26 protein-coding genes are annotated in these 15,735 nt (G+C 67.5%); 25 read left to right on the top strand and 1 reads right to left on the bottom strand.

Translation table 11 applies throughout. The annotated features are described in order from the left end of the window. Positions 1-3 precede the first annotated feature (3 nt). The 19 genes from rplB to map all read left to right on the top strand — a co-directional run bounded on the left by rplB (position 4) and on the right by map (position 10,690). Positions 4-843, top strand: a complete 840-nt coding sequence (gene rplB / locus ITJ68_RS00130) for a 50S ribosomal protein L2 (RefSeq protein ID WP_071276763.1) — start codon at positions 4-6, stop codon at positions 841-843. Positions 844-854: 11 nt separating this feature from the next. Next, on the top strand, positions 855-1,136 hold the full coding sequence (rpsS, locus tag ITJ68_RS00125) for a 30S ribosomal protein S19 (protein WP_071276761.1): 282 nt from the start codon (positions 855-857) through the stop codon (positions 1,134-1,136). A gap of 25 nt (positions 1,137-1,161) precedes the next feature. Further along, positions 1,162-1,557 carry a 50S ribosomal protein L22 gene (rplV, locus tag ITJ68_RS00120; protein ID WP_071276759.1) on the top strand — a complete coding sequence of 132 codons (396 nt, stop codon included), beginning with the start codon at positions 1,162-1,164 and terminating at the stop codon, positions 1,555-1,557. Beyond that, positions 1,557-2,372, top strand: a complete 816-nt coding sequence (gene rpsC / locus ITJ68_RS00115) for a 30S ribosomal protein S3 (RefSeq protein ID WP_056121423.1) — start codon at positions 1,557-1,559, stop codon at positions 2,370-2,372. The genes rplV and rpsC overlap by 1 nt, the downstream gene beginning before the upstream one ends. A gap of 2 nt (positions 2,373-2,374) precedes the next feature. Next, complete coding sequence (gene rplP, locus ITJ68_RS00110; protein ID WP_071276757.1) at positions 2,375-2,794, top strand: 50S ribosomal protein L16; 420 nt, start codon at positions 2,375-2,377, stop codon at positions 2,792-2,794. Next, positions 2,794-3,114 carry a 50S ribosomal protein L29 gene (gene rpmC, locus ITJ68_RS00105; RefSeq protein ID WP_071276756.1) on the top strand — a complete coding sequence of 107 codons (321 nt, stop codon included), beginning with the start codon at positions 2,794-2,796 and terminating at the stop codon, positions 3,112-3,114. Before rplP ends, rpmC begins: the two co-directional genes overlap by 1 nt. After that, positions 3,114-3,398 carry a 30S ribosomal protein S17 gene (rpsQ, locus tag ITJ68_RS00100; protein ID WP_071276754.1) on the top strand — a complete coding sequence of 95 codons (285 nt, stop codon included), beginning with the start codon at positions 3,114-3,116 and terminating at the stop codon, positions 3,396-3,398. Before rpmC ends, rpsQ begins: the two co-directional genes overlap by 1 nt. Positions 3,399-3,433: 35 nt before the next feature. Further along, on the top strand, positions 3,434-3,802 hold the full coding sequence (gene rplN, locus ITJ68_RS00095; RefSeq protein WP_017885523.1) for a 50S ribosomal protein L14: 369 nt from the start codon (positions 3,434-3,436) through the stop codon (positions 3,800-3,802). 3 nt (positions 3,803-3,805) lie between these two features. Next, positions 3,806-4,165 (top strand): 50S ribosomal protein L24, encoded by a 360-nt coding sequence (gene rplX / locus ITJ68_RS00090; protein ID WP_194626384.1) that lies wholly within the window; start codon positions 3,806-3,808, stop codon positions 4,163-4,165. Beyond that, on the top strand, positions 4,165-4,755 hold the full coding sequence (rplE, locus tag ITJ68_RS00085) for a 50S ribosomal protein L5 (RefSeq protein ID WP_194659357.1): 591 nt from the start codon (positions 4,165-4,167) through the stop codon (positions 4,753-4,755). The genes rplX and rplE overlap by 1 nt, the downstream gene beginning before the upstream one ends. A gap of 153 nt (positions 4,756-4,908) precedes the next feature. Beyond that, positions 4,909-5,307: a 30S ribosomal protein S8 gene (rpsH, locus tag ITJ68_RS00080; RefSeq protein WP_071276748.1), complete on the top strand. Its 399-nt coding sequence runs from the start codon at positions 4,909-4,911 to the stop codon at positions 5,305-5,307. Positions 5,308-5,313: 6 nt separating this feature from the next. Continuing rightward, positions 5,314-5,850 (top strand): 50S ribosomal protein L6, encoded by a 537-nt coding sequence (gene rplF / locus ITJ68_RS00075; RefSeq protein WP_071276743.1) that lies wholly within the window; start codon positions 5,314-5,316, stop codon positions 5,848-5,850. Positions 5,851-5,852: 2 nt separating this feature from the next. Beyond that, on the top strand, positions 5,853-6,230 hold the full coding sequence (gene rplR, locus ITJ68_RS00070; protein WP_071276741.1) for a 50S ribosomal protein L18: 378 nt from the start codon (positions 5,853-5,855) through the stop codon (positions 6,228-6,230). An 83-nt stretch (positions 6,231-6,313) separates the two neighbouring features. Then, positions 6,314-7,114: a 30S ribosomal protein S5 gene (gene rpsE / locus ITJ68_RS00065; RefSeq protein ID WP_194660132.1), complete on the top strand. Its 801-nt coding sequence runs from the start codon at positions 6,314-6,316 to the stop codon at positions 7,112-7,114. Further along, positions 7,114-7,299: a 50S ribosomal protein L30 gene (rpmD, locus tag ITJ68_RS00060; RefSeq protein WP_083393236.1), complete on the top strand. Its 186-nt coding sequence runs from the start codon at positions 7,114-7,116 to the stop codon at positions 7,297-7,299. The genes rpsE and rpmD overlap by 1 nt, the downstream gene beginning before the upstream one ends. Beyond that, on the top strand, positions 7,296-7,760 hold the full coding sequence (gene rplO, locus ITJ68_RS00055; RefSeq protein WP_228504424.1) for a 50S ribosomal protein L15: 465 nt from the start codon (positions 7,296-7,298) through the stop codon (positions 7,758-7,760). Before rpmD ends, rplO begins: the two co-directional genes overlap by 4 nt. 181 nt (positions 7,761-7,941) lie before the next feature. Then, on the top strand, positions 7,942-9,264 hold the full coding sequence (gene secY / locus ITJ68_RS00050; protein WP_194626380.1) for a preprotein translocase subunit SecY: 1,323 nt from the start codon (positions 7,942-7,944) through the stop codon (positions 9,262-9,264). After that, entirely contained in the window at positions 9,261-9,851 is a 591-nt protein-coding gene (locus tag ITJ68_RS00045) for an adenylate kinase (protein ID WP_194659356.1), read from the top strand. The genes secY and ITJ68_RS00045 overlap by 4 nt, the downstream gene beginning before the upstream one ends. A 5-nt stretch (positions 9,852-9,856) precedes the next feature. Then, a complete protein-coding gene (gene map / locus ITJ68_RS00040; RefSeq protein ID WP_194659355.1) occupies positions 9,857-10,690 on the top strand; it encodes a type I methionyl aminopeptidase in 834 nt (277 codons plus the stop codon). A gap of 111 nt (positions 10,691-10,801) precedes the next feature. Here map and ITJ68_RS00035 read toward each other — a convergent pair whose 3' ends face one another. Then, positions 10,802-12,076, bottom strand: coding sequence for an LCP family protein (locus tag ITJ68_RS00035; protein WP_194659354.1), 1,275 nt, complete (start codon positions 12,074-12,076; stop codon positions 10,802-10,804). 265 nt (positions 12,077-12,341) lie between these two features. Here ITJ68_RS00035 and infA point away from each other — a divergent pair, with 265 nt between their 5' ends. The 6 genes from infA to rplQ all read left to right on the top strand — a co-directional run bounded on the left by infA (position 12,342) and on the right by rplQ (position 15,540). Continuing rightward, complete coding sequence (gene infA / locus ITJ68_RS00030; protein ID WP_017885509.1) at positions 12,342-12,563, top strand: translation initiation factor IF-1; 222 nt, start codon at positions 12,342-12,344, stop codon at positions 12,561-12,563. 70 nt (positions 12,564-12,633) lie between these two features. Next, positions 12,634-12,750 carry a 50S ribosomal protein L36 gene (gene rpmJ / locus ITJ68_RS00025; RefSeq protein ID WP_071276701.1) on the top strand — a complete coding sequence of 39 codons (117 nt, stop codon included), beginning with the start codon at positions 12,634-12,636 and terminating at the stop codon, positions 12,748-12,750. 162 nt (positions 12,751-12,912) lie between these two features. Further along, entirely contained in the window at positions 12,913-13,287 is a 375-nt protein-coding gene (gene rpsM / locus ITJ68_RS00020; RefSeq protein ID WP_071276699.1) for a 30S ribosomal protein S13, read from the top strand. A gap of 9 nt (positions 13,288-13,296) precedes the next feature. Beyond that, positions 13,297-13,695, top strand: a complete 399-nt coding sequence (gene rpsK / locus ITJ68_RS00015; RefSeq protein ID WP_017885507.1) for a 30S ribosomal protein S11 — start codon at positions 13,297-13,299, stop codon at positions 13,693-13,695. A gap of 187 nt (positions 13,696-13,882) precedes the next feature. Then, positions 13,883-14,878 (top strand): DNA-directed RNA polymerase subunit alpha, encoded by a 996-nt coding sequence (locus ITJ68_RS00010; protein WP_071276697.1) that lies wholly within the window; start codon positions 13,883-13,885, stop codon positions 14,876-14,878. 65 nt (positions 14,879-14,943) lie between these two features. After that, complete coding sequence (rplQ, locus tag ITJ68_RS00005; protein WP_194659353.1) at positions 14,944-15,540, top strand: 50S ribosomal protein L17; 597 nt, start codon at positions 14,944-14,946, stop codon at positions 15,538-15,540. Positions 15,541-15,735 lie beyond the last annotated feature (195 nt).

Here is a 15,735-nt window from a genome sequence, read left to right as displayed (position 1 = left end):
ATCATGGCTATTCGCAACTACAAGCCCACGACCCCCGGTCGTCGCGGCTCCTCGGTCTCCGACTTCGCTGAGATCACCCGCTCGACCCCGGAGAAGTCCCTCCTGCGTCCGCTGCCCAAGACCGGTGGCCGGAACAGCTCGGGGCGGATCACCACCCGCCACATCGGTGGTGGCCACAAGCGCCAGTACCGCGTGATCGACTTCCGTCGTCACGACAAGGACGGCGTGGACGCCAAGGTCGCGCACATCGAGTACGACCCGAACCGCACGGCGCGCATCGCGCTCCTGCACTTCGTGGACGGCACCAAGCGCTACATCCTCGCGCCGAACAAGCTCAAGCAGGGCGACGTCATCGAGCAGGGCGCCGGCGCCGACATCAAGCCCGGCAACAACCTGCCGCTGCGCAACATCCCCGTGGGTACGGTCATCCACGCGATCGAGCTCCGCCCCGGTGGCGGTGCCAAGCTCGCGCGTTCGGCCGGTGCCTCGGTGCGTCTCGTCGCCAAGGACGGCCCCTACGCGCAGCTCCGTCTGCCGTCGGGCGAGGTCCGCAACGTCGACGCCCGCTGCCGGGCCACGATCGGCGAGGTCGGCAACGCCGAGCAGTCGAACATCAACTGGGGCAAGGCCGGCCGCATGCGCTGGAAGGGCGTCCGCCCGACGGTGCGTGGTGTCGCGATGAACCCGGTCGACCACCCGCACGGTGGTGGTGAGGGCAAGACCTCCGGTGGACGTCACCCGGTCAGCCCCTGGGGCCAGTCCGAGGGTCGCACGCGCAAGGCCAACAAGCCGAGCGACAAGCTCATCGTCCGCCGCCGTAACGCCGGCAAGAAGCGCAAGTAGGAGTTCAGAAGATGCCACGCAGTCTGAAGAAGGGCCCCTTCGTCGACGAGCACCTGCTTCGCAAGGTCGTCACGCAGAACGAGGCCAGCACGAAGAACGTGATCCGTACGTGGTCGCGCCGCTCGATGATCGTCCCGAACATGCTCGGACACACCATCGCGGTGCACGACGGGCGCAAGCACATCCCGGTGTTCGTCACCGAATCCATGGTCGGCCACAAGCTCGGCGAGTTCGCGCCGACTCGTACCTTCCGCGGTCACGTGAAGGACGACAAGAAGGGCCGTCGCCGCTGACGCGGCGACGAAGAGGAGGAACGAAATGGTGGAGTCGATCGCACGCGTGCGACACATCCGCGTCACTGCTCAGAAGGCCCGTCGCGTCATCGAGCTGATCCGCGGCAAGCAGGCCCACGAGGCCCTCGCCATCCTGAAGTTCGCCCCCCAGGGCGCTTCGGAGCCCGTGTACAAGCTGGTCGCCTCGGCGATCGCCAACGCACGGGTCAAGGCGGACTCGACGAACAGCTTCCTGGACGAGCGCGACCTCTACGTGAGCCGCGTCTTCGTCGACGAAGGAACGACCCTCAAGCGGTTCCAGCCGCGTGCCCAGGGCCGTGCCTTCCGGATCAACAAGCGCACCAGCCACATCACGGTGGTCCTCGCGACCCCTGACGAGGCCGAGGCCGCTGCCGCGACGAGCAAGAAGGCGAGCAACTAATGGGCCAGAAGGTCAACCCGTACGGCTTCCGCCTCGGGATCACGACGGACCACGTCTCGCACTGGTTCACCGACAGCACGAAGGTCGGGCAGCGTTACGCCGACTACGTCGCCGAGGACATCAAGGTGCGTCAGTACCTGAAGAAGACCCTCGACCGTGCAGGCGTCGCCCGCATCGAGCTCGAGCGCACCCGTGACCGTGTCCGCGTGGACATCCACACGGCACGTCCGGGCATCGTCATCGGCCGCCGCGGCGCCGAGGCCGAGCGCATCCGTGGTGAGCTCGAGAAGCTCACCAAGAAGCAGATCCAGCTCAACATCCTCGAGGTCAAGAACCCCGAGACCGAGGCCCAGCTCGTCGCACAGGGCATCGCGGAGCAGCTCAGCGCTCGTGTCGCGTTCCGTCGCGCCATGCGCAAGGGCCTCCAGGGTGCACAGCGCGCCGGTGCCAAGGGTGTCCGCATCCAGGTCGCCGGCCGTCTCGGCGGCGCCGAGATGTCGCGCTCGGAGTTCTACCGCGAGGGCCGCGTGCCCCTGCACACGCTCCGCGCCAACATCGACTACGGCTTCTACGAGGCCCGGACGACGTTCGGCCGCATCGGCGTGAAGGTCTGGATCTACAAGGGCGACATCACGAACAAGGAGCTCGCTCGCGAGCAGGCGAACCAGCGTTCGTCCCGCCCGGAGCGTCGCGGAGGCCCGCGTGGCGACCGCAACGACCGTGGCGACCGCGGTGACCGTCGTGGCGGCGACCGCGGCGGCCGTGAGCAGCAGGCCCCGCAGGACGCGCCGGCCGGCGCAGGAGTTGAGGCGTAACCATGCTTATCCCCCGTCGAGTCAAGCACCGCAAGCAGCACCACCCGAAGCGTTCGGGTCAGGCCACCGGTGGCACCAAGGTCTCCTTCGGTGACTACGGCATCCAGGCCCTGACCCCCGCCTACGTGACCAACCGTCAGATCGAGTCCGCTCGTATCGCGATGACGCGTCACATCAAGCGTGGCGGCAAGGTGTGGATCAACATCTACCCGGACCGTCCGCTCACCAAGAAGCCTGCTGAGACCCGCATGGGTTCCGGTAAGGGTTCGCCCGAGTGGTGGGTCGCCAACGTCAAGCCGGGTCGTGTGCTCTTCGAGCTCTCCGGCGTGAGCGACGAGGTCGCTCGCGAGGCACTGACCCGTGCAATTCACAAGCTGCCCCTCAAGGCACGCATCATCAAGCGCGAGGAGGGCGACGCATAATGGCGATCGGTTCCAAGGAGCTCCGTCCGACGGAGCTCGACACGTTCGAGAACGAGCGTCTCGCTGACGAGCTGAAGAAGGCCAAGGAGGAGCTGTTCAACCTCCGCTTCCAGTCGGCCACCGGCCAGCTGGAGAGCCACGGCCGTCTCCGTGCCGTCAAGCGCGACATCGCCCGGATCTACACCGTCCTCCGCGAGCGCGAGCTCGGCATCCGTGCCACTCCTGCGCCCGTCGAGACCGCAACCAAGGCCAAGAAGACGACCAAGAAGGCTGAGAAGCCCGCTGCGTCGACCGAGGCCGAGACCGCCGAGGAGAACTGATGGCGAACGAAGAGAAGGACTCCGCCGCCCTCACCCGCGGCTACCGCAAGACGCGCCGCGGTTACGTGACCAGCGACAAGATGGACAAGACCATCGTCGTCGAGGTCGAGGACCGCGTGAAGCACGCGCTCTACGGCAAGGTCATCCGCCGCACCTCCAAGGTGAAGGCACACGACGAGGCCGGCTCGGCCGGTGTCGGCGACCTCGTCGTGATCAGCGAGACCCGTCCCCTCAGCGCATCCAAGCGCTGGCGCCTGGTCGAGATCCTCGAGAAGGCCAAGTAGGCCTCGCGGCCCGCTTGCGGAAATAGGAGACAGCAGTGATTCAGCAGGAATCCCGCCTGAAGGTCGCCGACAACACGGGTGCCAAGGAGATCTTGACCATCCGCGTTCTCGGTGGCTCGGGTCGTCGCTACGCCGGACTCGGTGACGTCATCGTCGCCACGGTGAAGGACGCCATCCCCGGCGGCAACGTGAAGAAGGGTGACGTCGTGAAGGCGGTCATCGTTCGCACCAAGAAGGAGACCCGTCGTCAGGACGGCTCCTACATCAAGTTCGACGAGAACGCGGCAGTGATCCTCAAGGCCGACGGCGACCCGCGCGGAACGCGCATCTTCGGTCCGGTCGGTCGCGAACTTCGTGACAAGAAGTTCATGAAGATCATCTCGCTCGCGCCGGAGGTGCTGTAAGCCATGGCGAACATCAAGAAGGGTGACCTCGTGCAGGTCATCACGGGCGCCACGCAGGCGCGCGGCGGTGACCGCGGCAAGCAGGGCAAGGTCATCGAGGTCCTCAAGGACAAGAACCGGGTCGTCGTCGAGGGCGTGAACTTCGTCACGAAGCACGTCCGCGTCGGCCAGACGCAGCGCGGCTCCAAGACCGGTGGCATCGAGCAGCACGAAGCCTCGATCCACGTGTCGAACGTCGCCATCGTCGACCCCACCACGAAGAAGCCGACCCGCGTCGGCTTCCGCAACGAAGAGGTGGAGAAGGACGGCGTCAAGAAGACCGTCCGTGTCCGCTACTCCAAGAAGTCTGGTGAGAAGCTCTGATGACTGACACGACTGCCGCGACGGCTGACAACGTCCAGCCGCGCCTGAAGCAGAAGTACAAGGACGAGATCAAGGCGACGCTGACCGAGCAGTTCGGGTACGCGAACGTCAACCAGGTCCCCGGCCTGGTCAAGGTCGTCGTCAACACCGGTGTCGGCGAGGCAGCTCGCGACTCGAAGATCATGGACGGGGCCATCAAGGACCTGACCGCGATCACGGGTCAGAAGCCGCAGGTCACGATGGCCCGCAAGTCCATCGCGCAGTTCAAGCTGCGTGAGGGCCAGGCCATCGGCGCGCACGTCACCCTCCGTGGTGACCGCGCGTGGGAGTTCCTGGACCGCCTGGTCTCGCTGGCACTTCCCCGTATCCGCGACTTCCGTGGTCTCAGCGACCGCCAGTTCGACGGCAACGGCAACTACACGTTCGGTCTCTCGGAGCAGAGCATGTTCCACGAGATCGACCAGGACCGCATCGACCGTGTCCGCGGGTTCGACATCACCGTCGTGACCTCCGCGAAGACGGACGACGAGGGACGCGCCCTGCTCAAGCAGCTGGGCTTCCCGTTCCGCGCTGCCGAGCAGACGGTCTAAGCTACTCCGGGTGATGCGGGCCGGAGGATCAACGTCCTCCGGCCCGCACGCACGAACACACAGACTCCGGGGAATCGCCCTGGAGTCACTCGATCGCTCAGGTCGGCATTCGTGGAACGGGTGTCGAAACCAGGCGAAGAACGGAATCACATCATGACGATGACCGATCCGGTCGCAGACATGCTGACCAGATTGCGGAACGCGAACTCGGCGCACCACGACGCCGTCTCGCTTCCGAGCTCCAAGCTGAAGACGACCATCGCTGACATCCTCAAGCGCGAGGGCTACATCAGCGAGTGGAAGGTGGAGGACGCCCGCGTGGGCAAGACCCTCACCATCGAGCTGAAGTACGGCCCCGAGCGCGAGCGCTCCATCGCCGGCATCAAGCGCGTCTCGAAGCCCGGCCTCCGGGTCTACGCGAAGTCGACGGAGATCCCCCAGGTCCTCGGTGGCCTCGGTGTGGCGATCCTGTCGACCTCCTCGGGCCTCCTGACCGACCGCGAAGCCGAGCAGAAGGGCGTGGGTGGGGAAGTCCTCGCCTACGTTTGGTGATCGAACATGTCTCGAATCGGACGTCTTCCCATTGACATCCCCGCAGGCGTGACCGTCTCCGTCGACGGTCAGAACGTCGCGGTCAAGGGCCCGAAGGGCGAGCTCGCGCTCGTCATCGCGGAGCCCATCCAGGCCAGCGTCGACGAGAACCAGGTCCTCGTCACGCGTCCGGACGACGAGCGCACGTCGCGCTCGCTGCACGGCCTGACCCGCACCCTGATCGCGAACCAGATCATCGGCGTCACCCAGGGCTACTCCAAGGGCCTCGAGGTCGTCGGTACCGGGTACCGCGTCGCTGCCAAGGGCTCGAACCTCGAGTTCGCCCTCGGCTACTCCCACTCGATCACCGTCGAGCCGCCGGCAGGCATCAGCTTCACGGTGGAGGGCAACAACAGGGTCACCGTCAACGGCATCGACAAGCAGGCCGTCGGCGAAGTGGCGGCCAACATCCGCAAGCTGCGGAAGCCGGAGCCCTACAAGGGCAAGGGTGTCCGTTACGCCGGCGAGAACGTGCGCCGCAAGGCCGGAAAGTCAGGTAAGTGATCATGGCCATCGGAACTCGTACTCGAGGCAAGAGCAAGGCGGCCGCCAAGGCCCGCCGCCACAACCGTCTCCGGAAGAAGATCACCGGGACCGAGACCCGTCCCCGTCTCGCCGTCACCCGCTCGTCACGTCACGTGTTCGTGCAGGTCATCGACGACACCAAGGGTCACACCCTCGCCAGCGCATCGACGATGGAGGCCGACCTCCGCTCGTTCGACGGCGACAAGACCGCCAAGGCGCGCCGCGTCGGCGAGCTCCTCGCCGAGCGTGCGAAGACCGCCGGTGTGGACGCCGTCGTGTTCGACCGCGGTGGTAGCAAGTACGCCGGTCGCGTCGCCGCGATCGCCGATGGTGCCCGTGAAGGAGGGCTGAACCTGTGAGCGACATCGCGAACAACAGCAACGCCGAAGAGACCCCGGCCGTCGAAGAGACGACCAGCGTCGAAGAGACCGCGACCGCGTCCGTGGACGAGGCGACCAGCGTCGAGGAGTCCGCGAGCTCGGACGAGACGACCAGCGCCGACGAGACCGCGACCGCCGACGAGGCGACCACCGAAGCCGCCCCGAAGGGCAAGGAGGCGGAGGCTGCTGCCCCCGTCGCCGAGCGTCCCGTCGAGACCGCTGCCGGTTCCGCGTCGAACAACCGCGACTCGGCCGACAACCGCGGCCGTCGTGGTGGCGGCCGTGACCGTCAGCAGGGCCGTGACCGTGACAAGCGAGGCGGCGACAGCCAGTTCCTCGAGCGCGTCGTCACGATCAACCGCGTCTCCAAGGTCGTCAAGGGTGGTCGTCGCTTCAGCTTCACCGCGCTCGTCGTCGTCGGTGACGGCAACGGGCTCGTGGGTGTCGGCTACGGCAAGGCCAAGGAAGTCCCCACGGCGATCTCCAAGGGCGTCGAAGAAGCCAAGAAGAACTTCTTCCGCGTCCCGCGCGTCGGCAACACGATCCCGCACCCGGTGCAGGGTGAAGCCGCCGCTGGCGTCGTCCTCCTGCGTCCGGCCGGCCCCGGTACCGGTGTCATCGCCGGTGGTCCGGTCCGCGCCGTGCTCGAGTGCGCCGGCATCCACGACGTCCTGAGCAAGTCGCTCGGTTCGTCGAACACCATCAACATCGTGCACGCCACGGTCGAGGCCCTCAAGCAGCTCGAGGAGCCCCGCGCCGTCGCAGCACGTCGTGGCCTCGACATCGACCACGTCGTGCCGGCTCGCCTGCTCCGTGCCGAGGCCGCTGCGCGTCACGCCGCGAACGAGAAGGCAGGTGCCTGATGGCCATGCTGAAGATCACGCAGACGAAGTCCGTCATCAGCGAGAAGCAGTACCAGCGCGACACGCTCCGCAGCCTGGGTCTCAAGCGCATCGGCCGTACGGTCCTGCGTGAGGACAACTCCCAGAACCGCGGGTACGTCGCCACGGTGGCGCATCTCGTGAAGGTCGAGGAGGTCGACGCATGAGCGACGAGAAGAACGAGCGCGTCCAGATCCTGAAGGTGCACCACCTTCGTCCGGCCGCTGGCTCGAAGAAGGACCGCACCCGTGTGGGTCGCGGTGAGGGCTCGAAGGGCAAGACCGCAGGCCGCGGTACCAAGGGCACGAAGGCCCGGTACCAGGTCCGCGTCGGCTTCGAGGGTGGGCAGATGCCGCTGCACATGCGCACCCCGAAGCTCCGTGGGTTCAAGAACCCGTTCCGCGTCGAGTACCAGGTCGTGAACCTGGACAAGCTCGCGGAGCTGTACCCGAACGGCGGCGACGTCACCATCGCGGACCTGGTCGCCAAGGGCGCCGTCCGCAAGAACGAGAAGGTCAAGGTTCTCGGTCAGGGTGACATCAACGTGAAGCTCACCGTCACGGTCGACAAGGTCTCGGGTTCCGCCCAGACCAAGATCGCGGCAGCGGGCGGCACCGTCACCGAGTAGTCCCCCGTCCGGCGGCCCGTGTGCATTGCGCACGGGCCGCCGTTACGGTTTCCTTGATGGAGGCCCGGAACGTTCCGCCAGTCAGGCTGGCGGTCACCGGGCCACGCGGTCGGCGCTTCCGGCCACGGGCGACCACGCCCGGCACGACTGGCCAGTCCGGTCCCAGAAGTTCGGAGTTCTCGTGTTCAGAGCGGTCGCGCGCATCATGCGCACCCCCGATCTTCGGAAGAAGATCGGCTTCACCCTCGCGATCATCGCGTTGTTCCGGCTGGGGTCGTACATCCCGGCGCCGTACGTCGACTACGCGGCGGTGCAGACCTGCCTCGCGAGTGCCTCGTCCTCGGGCGGTCTCTACGACCTGATCAACCTGTTCTCCGGTGGCGCGCTGCTGAAGCTCTCGGTCTTCGCGCTCGGCATCATGCCGTACATCACGTCGTCGATCATCGTGCAGCTGCTGCGCGTCGTGATCCCGCACTTCGACGCCCTCTACAAGGAGGGCCAGACCGGTCAGGCGAAGCTGACCCAGTACACGCGCTACCTCACCATCGCGCTCGGTGTGCTGCAGTCCACGACCCTGATCACGGTCGCACGCTCCGGTCAGCTCTTCGGCACCAACGCCAGCGCCTCCTGCTCGTCGATCATCTCGAACGACTCCTGGTACGCGATCATGCTCATGGTGGTCACGCTGACCGCCGGCACCGGCCTGATCATGTGGATGGGTGAGCTCGTCACCGAGCGCGGCATCGGCAACGGCATGTCGCTCCTGATCTTCACGTCCATCGCAGCGCAGTTCCCCTCCGCGCTCTGGGCGATCGAGCAGTCGCAGTCGTTCGAGCTGTTCCTCTTCGTCATCCTGGTCGGCCTGGTGATCATGATGGCCGTCGTGTTCGTCGAGCAGTCGCAGCGCCGGATCCCGGTGCAGTACGCCAAGCGCATGGTCGGTCGTCGCACCTACGGCGGCAACAACACGTACATCCCGATCAAGGTGAACATGGCCGGCGTCGTGCCCGTCATCTTCGCTTCGTCGCTGCTGTACCTGCCGGCCCTGGTCGCGCAGTTCAACAAGCCCTCCGACGGCACCGAGCCCGCGGCCTGGGTCACCTGGATCGAGAGCAACCTCGTCTCCGGTGACAACTGGTTCTACATGGTGCTGTACTTCCTGCTCATCGTCGGCTTCACGTACTTCTACGTCGCGATCACCTTCAACCCCGAAGAGGTCGCCGACAACATGAAGAAGTACGGCGGGTTCATCCCCGGCATCCGTGCCGGGCGTCCCACCGCCGAGTACCTCGACTACGTCCTCACCCGGGTGACGCTGCCCGGTGCGCTCTACCTCGGTCTCATCGCACTCATCCCGCTGGCAGCACTGGCGCTGTTCGGCGCGAACCAGAACTTCCCGTTCGGTGGCGCGAGCATCCTCATCATCGTGGGTGTCGGTCTCGAGACCGTGAAGCAGATCGACTCGCAGCTGCAGCAACGTCACTACGAAGGGCTCCTCCGTTGAGCGCACGTCTCATCATCGTCGGACCTCCCGGAGCGGGGAAGGGCACCCAGGCCGGCCGCATCGCCGAGTCGTTCGGCATCCCCGCCGTCTCCACGGGTGACATCTTCCGGAAGAACGTCACCGAGGGCACCCCGCTCGGGGTCCAGGCGAAGGCGATCATGGACGCGGGCGACTACGTCCCGGACTCCCTGACGAACGAGCTCGTGAAGTCCCGCCTGCAGGAGTCCGACGCCGAGCAGGGCTTCCTGCTCGACGGCTACCCCCGCACGGTCGGGCAGGTCGAGTACCTCGACGCGCTCCTCGCCGAGCACGGCACCGCGATCGACGCCGTCATCCGGCTCGTCGCCGACCAGGACGCCCTCGTCGAGCGGCTCCTGAAGCGCGCCGGCGAGCAGGGGCGCAGCGACGACAACGAGGAGACGATCCGTCGTCGCCAGCAGGTCTACGTCGAGCAGACCGCACCGATCGTCGATGCCTACCAGCAGCGCGGTCTCGTGGTCGAGGTCGACGGCCTGGGTGCCATCGACGAGGTCGGCGACCGCATCCAGGCCGCGCTCGCCTCGCGCGGTCTCGCAGCAGCGGTCTGACCCGCGTGGTCCGGTTCCGCAAGCCGTCGATCTACAAGACCCCGGACGAACTCCGGGCGATGGTGCGACCCGGGCTGCTGACCGCAGCGGCGCTCGACGCCGTCCGGTCCGCGATCCGACCCGGCATCACGACGGGGGAGCTCGACGCGATCGCCGAGCGGACGATCCGCGACGGTGGAGGCGTGCCGAACTTCCAGCTCGTGCCGGGGTACCGACACACGCTGTGCGTCTCGGTGAACGACGAGATCGTGCACGGGATCCCCGGCGGGCGGGTGCTCCAGCCCGGTGACCTCGTCTCGGTGGACGCCGGGGCCGAGGTGGACGGCTGGAACGGCGACAGTGCCTTCACGACCGTCGTCCCCGGTGGCGACGCCACGACCACGGCGGCGCGGCAGCAGCTCTCGGACACCACCGAGCGGTCGCTGTGGCACGGCATCGCGGCACTCGCCAGCGCGAAGCACCTGCACGAGGTCGGTGACGCCGTGGAGGACGCCGTCGACGAGACGGGGACCTGGGGCATCGTCGAGGACTTCACCGGTCACGGCATCGGCCGGTCCATGCACGAGGACCCGCCGGTCTTCAACCACCGCGTCCGCGGCGGTGGTCCGGCGGTCCGTCCCGGTCTGGTCGTCGCCATCGAGCCGATGGTCACCGCGGGCACGATCGAGAACACCACGGACGACGACGACTGGACCGTCCGCACGCAGGACGGCTCCGACGCGGCCCACTGGGAGCACAGCGTCGCGGTGCACGCTGCCGGCATCTGGGTGCTGACCGCCACCGACGGTGGTGCAGCCGGGCTCGCACCGCTCGGCGTCACGCCGGTCCCGATCCCGTAGCCACCGCCTCCAGGCCGCCGACGCGGAGCCGGACGAGCGGGTCGGGCCGGACACCCCGGTCAGACCGACCGGTCCGGACTGGAGGCCCGGTGCCGACCCGTCCCGCCGCCGTCAGTTGCCGACGGAGCAGGTCTGCTCCGCGGCGCTCTGCCCGGTGATGGTCGAGGGCAGGGCCGTCGGGGTGCCAGCCGCCCCTGCGTCCGACCCCGTGCCGGTGCCGGTGCCGGCAGACGGTGCGGAGGTGGTCGGAGCGGCCGCCGGCGCCGACGGTGCAGCGCTCGGGTCGCCCGCGGCGGCCGACTGGTCCTCCGACGCCCGACCGGTGGACGAGTCGCCGAGCGTGGTCTTCTCGTCGGTCTGGAGTGCGACGTTGAGCGCGTGGGCGGTGGTCTGGTCGACGATCACGCGCGCGCTGTCGGCCGGGTCGTCGACGACGGGGTACTGCACGAAGAGCATGTTCGCCGTGCTCATGCCGCGGAGCATCCCGGCCAGCCCGACCAGGGTCTGGGCACGGTTCAGGCCGTCCGACAGCACGACGTTGTGGAGCGCGGCCCCGGCGAGCTTGTAGAGCGTGACCGGGTTCGACAGGGTGCCGTCGGCGGTCACCTTGCGCAGGAGCGAGGACAGGAAGACCTGCTGTGAACTGATGCGTGCGAGGTCGCTGCCGTCGCCGACGCCGTGTCGGCTCCGCAGGAACGCGAGCGCGTCCGAGCCCTGCAGCGCGTGGGAACCAGCGCTCAGGTGCAGGCCCGTGTACGTGTCGTCGATGGGCTTCGCCACGCAGACGTCGACGCCGCCCAGCGCGTTCGACATCTCGATGACGCCGTCGAAGGTGATGAGGCCGGCGTACGGGATGCTCAGGCCGGTGAGGTTCTCGACGGTGTCGACGACGCAGGAGACCCCGCCGTTGCCGAGCGCCGTGTTGAACTGCGCGGAGGTGGCCGCGGGGTAGCTCGTCCCGGTCTCCGGGTTGCTGCACGCGGGGATCGGCACCATCAGGTCGCGGGGGAAGCTGACGGCGGTGAGCTGCTGGTGGTCCTGGGAGACGTGGATGAGCATCGTGACGTCGTTGCGCGCGCCCTCGACGTCCTCGTCCGAGTCGAACTGCCCGACGCGGGTGTCGCTGCCGATGAGCAGGATGTTCGCGCCGCCCTTGATCGCCGTGATGTCGGCGGTCTTCGCGGTGCTCTGGTCGTCCGTGCTCAGCTGCACCGACGTGGGGGCACTCGCGAGCTGGGCGCCGGCGATGGCCGCGACGCTCGTGCCGCTGACCAGGACGACCGCGACGGCGGACGCGACGACGCCCACGAGCGTCGACCACCCGCGACGGCGGGGGAGACGCCCGTGTCGGGCGAAGGGGCGGGGGCCGCTGGGGGCGTCTGGCACGGGTTCTCCGTTCGTGGGCTCGGGTGTCACCGTAGGGGTGCAGGCCCCTCGTCATCCAGGAGCATGCCGGGGATCGACTGTGGAAGCAGACCCATGCGCACAGGAACACCCTCGGACTGGGGTCCGCGACGCGCCCGGGCTTGGCAATCGGGCGGTAGTCCCATAAGATCGATCTTTGGTGTGCCATGCCCTCTCGGGTGTGGCGCCCGACCCGCAGACCGGCTCGGGGATCACACCGGTAATCCAACCAAGCGACAGTGAGGCTATGGCCAAGAAAGACGGCGTCATCGAGATCGAAGGCTCGGTGCTCGAAGCTCTGCCCAACGCGATGTTCCGCGTTGAGCTGACGAATGGGCACAAGGTCCTCGCGCACATCTCCGGGAAGATGCGCCAGCACTACATCCGCATCCTCCCAGAGGACCGCGTGATCGTGGAGCTGAGCCCGTACGACCTGACCCGCGGCCGGATCGTCTACCGCTACAAGTGATCCGCGAGCTGGAAAGGAACGACTCGGCGAACCCGCCGAGCACGAAGCCAGCGAGCACGAGGAATCAGCAATGAAGGTCAACCCCAGCGTCAAGCCCATGTGCGAGCACTGCCGTGTCATCCGCCGCAAGGGCCGCGTCATGGTGATCTGCAAGAGCAACCCGCGTCACAAGCAGCGCCAGGGCTAGTCCCGGTGCTCTGACGCGGATCGCCCACGGGCGGCCTGCGCAGGAACCACAACTCAACATCGAACGCAGTACCAAGAACCGCGCGAGCGGGGACACCTCGGGTCGGAGGCCCGAGCACCGGTACTGCTCCACACCTCCATCGACAACAGGAGCAGCCAGCACATGGCACGTCTAGCAGGCGTCGACATCCCGCGCGAGAAGCGCGTGGAGATCGCACTCACGTACATCTACGGCGTCGGCCGCACTCGCGCGGTCAAGACGCTCGCGGACACCGGTATCTCCGGTGACATCCGCGTCAAGGACCTCACCGACGACCAGCTGGTCGCCCTCCGTGACTACATCGAGGGCAACTACAAGGTCGAGGGTGACCTCCGCCGCGAAGTGGCAGCCGACATCCGCCGCAAGGTCGAGATCGGCAGCTACGAGGGCATCCGGCACCGCCGTGGTCTCCCCGTGCGCGGTCAGCGCACGAAGACCAACGCGCGTACCCGCAAGGGCCCGAAGCGCACCGTGGCAGGCAAGAAGAAGGCCCGATAGGAGATCACCATGGCTACTCCCAAGACCGCCGCGCGCAAGCCGCGCCGCAAAGAGAAGAAGAACGTCGCCGTGGGCCAGGCCCACATCAAGAGCACGTTCAACAACACGATCGTCAGCATCACCGACCCGTCGGGTGCCGTCCTGAGCTGGGCGTCCTCCGGGGCCGTCGGCTTCAAGGGCTCGCGCAAGTCGACGCCGTTCGCGGCGCAGCTCGCCGCCGAGTCCGCTGCGCGTCAGGCGCAGGAGCACGGCGTCAAGAAGGTCGACGTCTTCGTGAAGGGCCCCGGTTCGGGTCGTGAGACCGCGATCCGCTCCCTCCAGGCCGCAGGCCTCGAGGTCGGTTCGATCAACGACGTCACGCCGCAGGCGCACAACGGGTGCCGTCCGCCCAAGCGCCGCCGCGTCTGACGCGAGGAGCAACCGGCCGTCCCCTGCTCGTTCCCTAGCGGGTCCGAGCAGGGACGGCCATTCCTGGTCGTTCGATCGCGCACATCGGTGCGCGTGATCACAACTCAACAGACCCGTCGGGGCCCGGCTGGCCCCGTCGTACCGCCAAGTGTCATATAGCGGACACTTCGCCGAAAGGAATCCCACAGTGCTCATTGCACAGCGCCCCACCCTCACCGAGGAGCCGATCTCCGAGCACCGCTCGCGATTCGTCATCGAGCCGCTCGAGCCCGGCTTCGGCTACACCCTCGGGAACTCGCTGCGCCGCACGCTCCTCTCCTCGATCCCCGGTGCTGCCGTCACGAGCATCCGCATCGACGGCGTCCTCCACGAGTTCAGCACCGTCGCCGGTGTCAAGGAAGACGTCACGGAGATCATCCTCAACATCAAGAGCCTGGTCGTCTCCAGCGAGCACGACGAGCCCATCACGGCGTACCTGCGCAAGCAGGGTGCCGGTCAGGTCACCGCAGCGGACATCTCCGCTCCGGCCGGCGTCGAGATCCACAACCCGGACCTCGTCATCGCGACCCTGAACGACACCGCACGCTTCGAGCTCGAGCTCACGATCGAGCGTGGCCGTGGCTACGTCTCGGCGACGCAGAACCGCTCGGAGTTCAGCGAGGCCGGTCAGATCCCGATCGACTCGATCTACTCCCCGGTCCTCAAGGTCACCTACCGCGTCGAGGCGACGCGTGCCGGTGAGCGCACGGACTTCGACCGTCTGGTCGTCGACGTCGAGTCGAAGCCGGCCATCACGCCGCGCGACGCCATCGCGTCGGCCGGTCGGACGCTCGTCGAGCTGTTCGGTCTCGCCCGCGAGCTGAACACCGCGGCCGAGGGCATCGAGATCGGCCCCGCGCCGGTCGACGCGGTGCTCTCGAACGAACTGCAGACCCCGATCGAGGACCTCGACCTGTCGGTGCGCAGCTACAACTGCCTGAAGCGCGAGGGCATCAACACGGTGTCCGAGCTCGTCGCCCTCTCGGAGACGCAGCTCATGAACATCCGCAACTTCGGTCAGAAGTCGGTGGACGAGGTCAAGGACAAGCTCACCGAGCTCGGCCTGTCCCTCAAGGACACCGTCCCCGGATTCGACGGCGCCCACTTCTACAGCGGGTACGACGAAGAAGAGTCCAGCAACTGACCTCGCGCTGATGCGCACGCGCGTCGTCATGGCGCGCACCCCTCTTTCACCACTGGAGAACTGACATGCCGAAGCCCACCAAGGGCCCCCGCCTCGGTGGCGGTCCCGCTCACGAGCGCCTGCTCCTGAGCAACCTCGCCAACGCCCTCTTCACGCACGGTCGGATCACGACCACCGAGACGAAGGCCAAGCGCCTCCGTCCGGTCGCCGAGCGTCTGATCACGTTCGCGAAGCGCGGCGACCTGCACGCACGTCGTCGGGTCATCGCGGCCCTCCGCGACAAGACCGTCGTGCACACGCTGTTCACGGAGATCGCGCCGCAGGTGTCCGACCGCCAGGGCGGCTACACCCGCATCACGAAGCTCGGCTTCCGCAAGGGCGACAACGCGCCCCTCGCGTCGATCGAGCTCGTGCTCGAGCCGCTCTCGAGCAGCCCGGCTCCCGTGACCCGCAACGCGGCTCCGGCCGCTGCTGCCCCGGTCGCGGACACCACCGTGACGGACGACGCCGACGCTGACAGCGCCGAGGAGCTCCCGGTCGAGACGACCGAGACCACCGAGGAGTCGGCTCCGGTCGAGCCCGAGACCGAGGACGCTGCTGCGGCCGAGGTCGAGGCCGACGCCGCCTCGAAGTCGGACGACGCTGCGGACGACACCAAGTAGGTCCCCGCACCACCACGAGACGGCCCCCGCAGCGCATGCTGCGGGGGCCGTCTCGTGTTCCGAGAAGGACGCACCAGGCGGACAGGAGGCTCGTGGCGGCGCCGCCACGAGCCTCCATTCCGCTGGTGGGTGACGTCCACCGCATTCTGTGCGGCCACACAGTCATCGCCCGCCGCGCGACCATACTGTGGCAGT

Source organism: Curtobacterium sp. VKM Ac-1395 (assembly GCF_015350975.1).
Taxonomy (GTDB): Bacteria; Actinomycetota; Actinomycetes; order Actinomycetales; family Microbacteriaceae; genus Curtobacterium.
The sequence above is the reverse complement of the archived record's forward strand: the minus strand, read 5'-3'. Positions and strand labels throughout refer to the sequence as shown.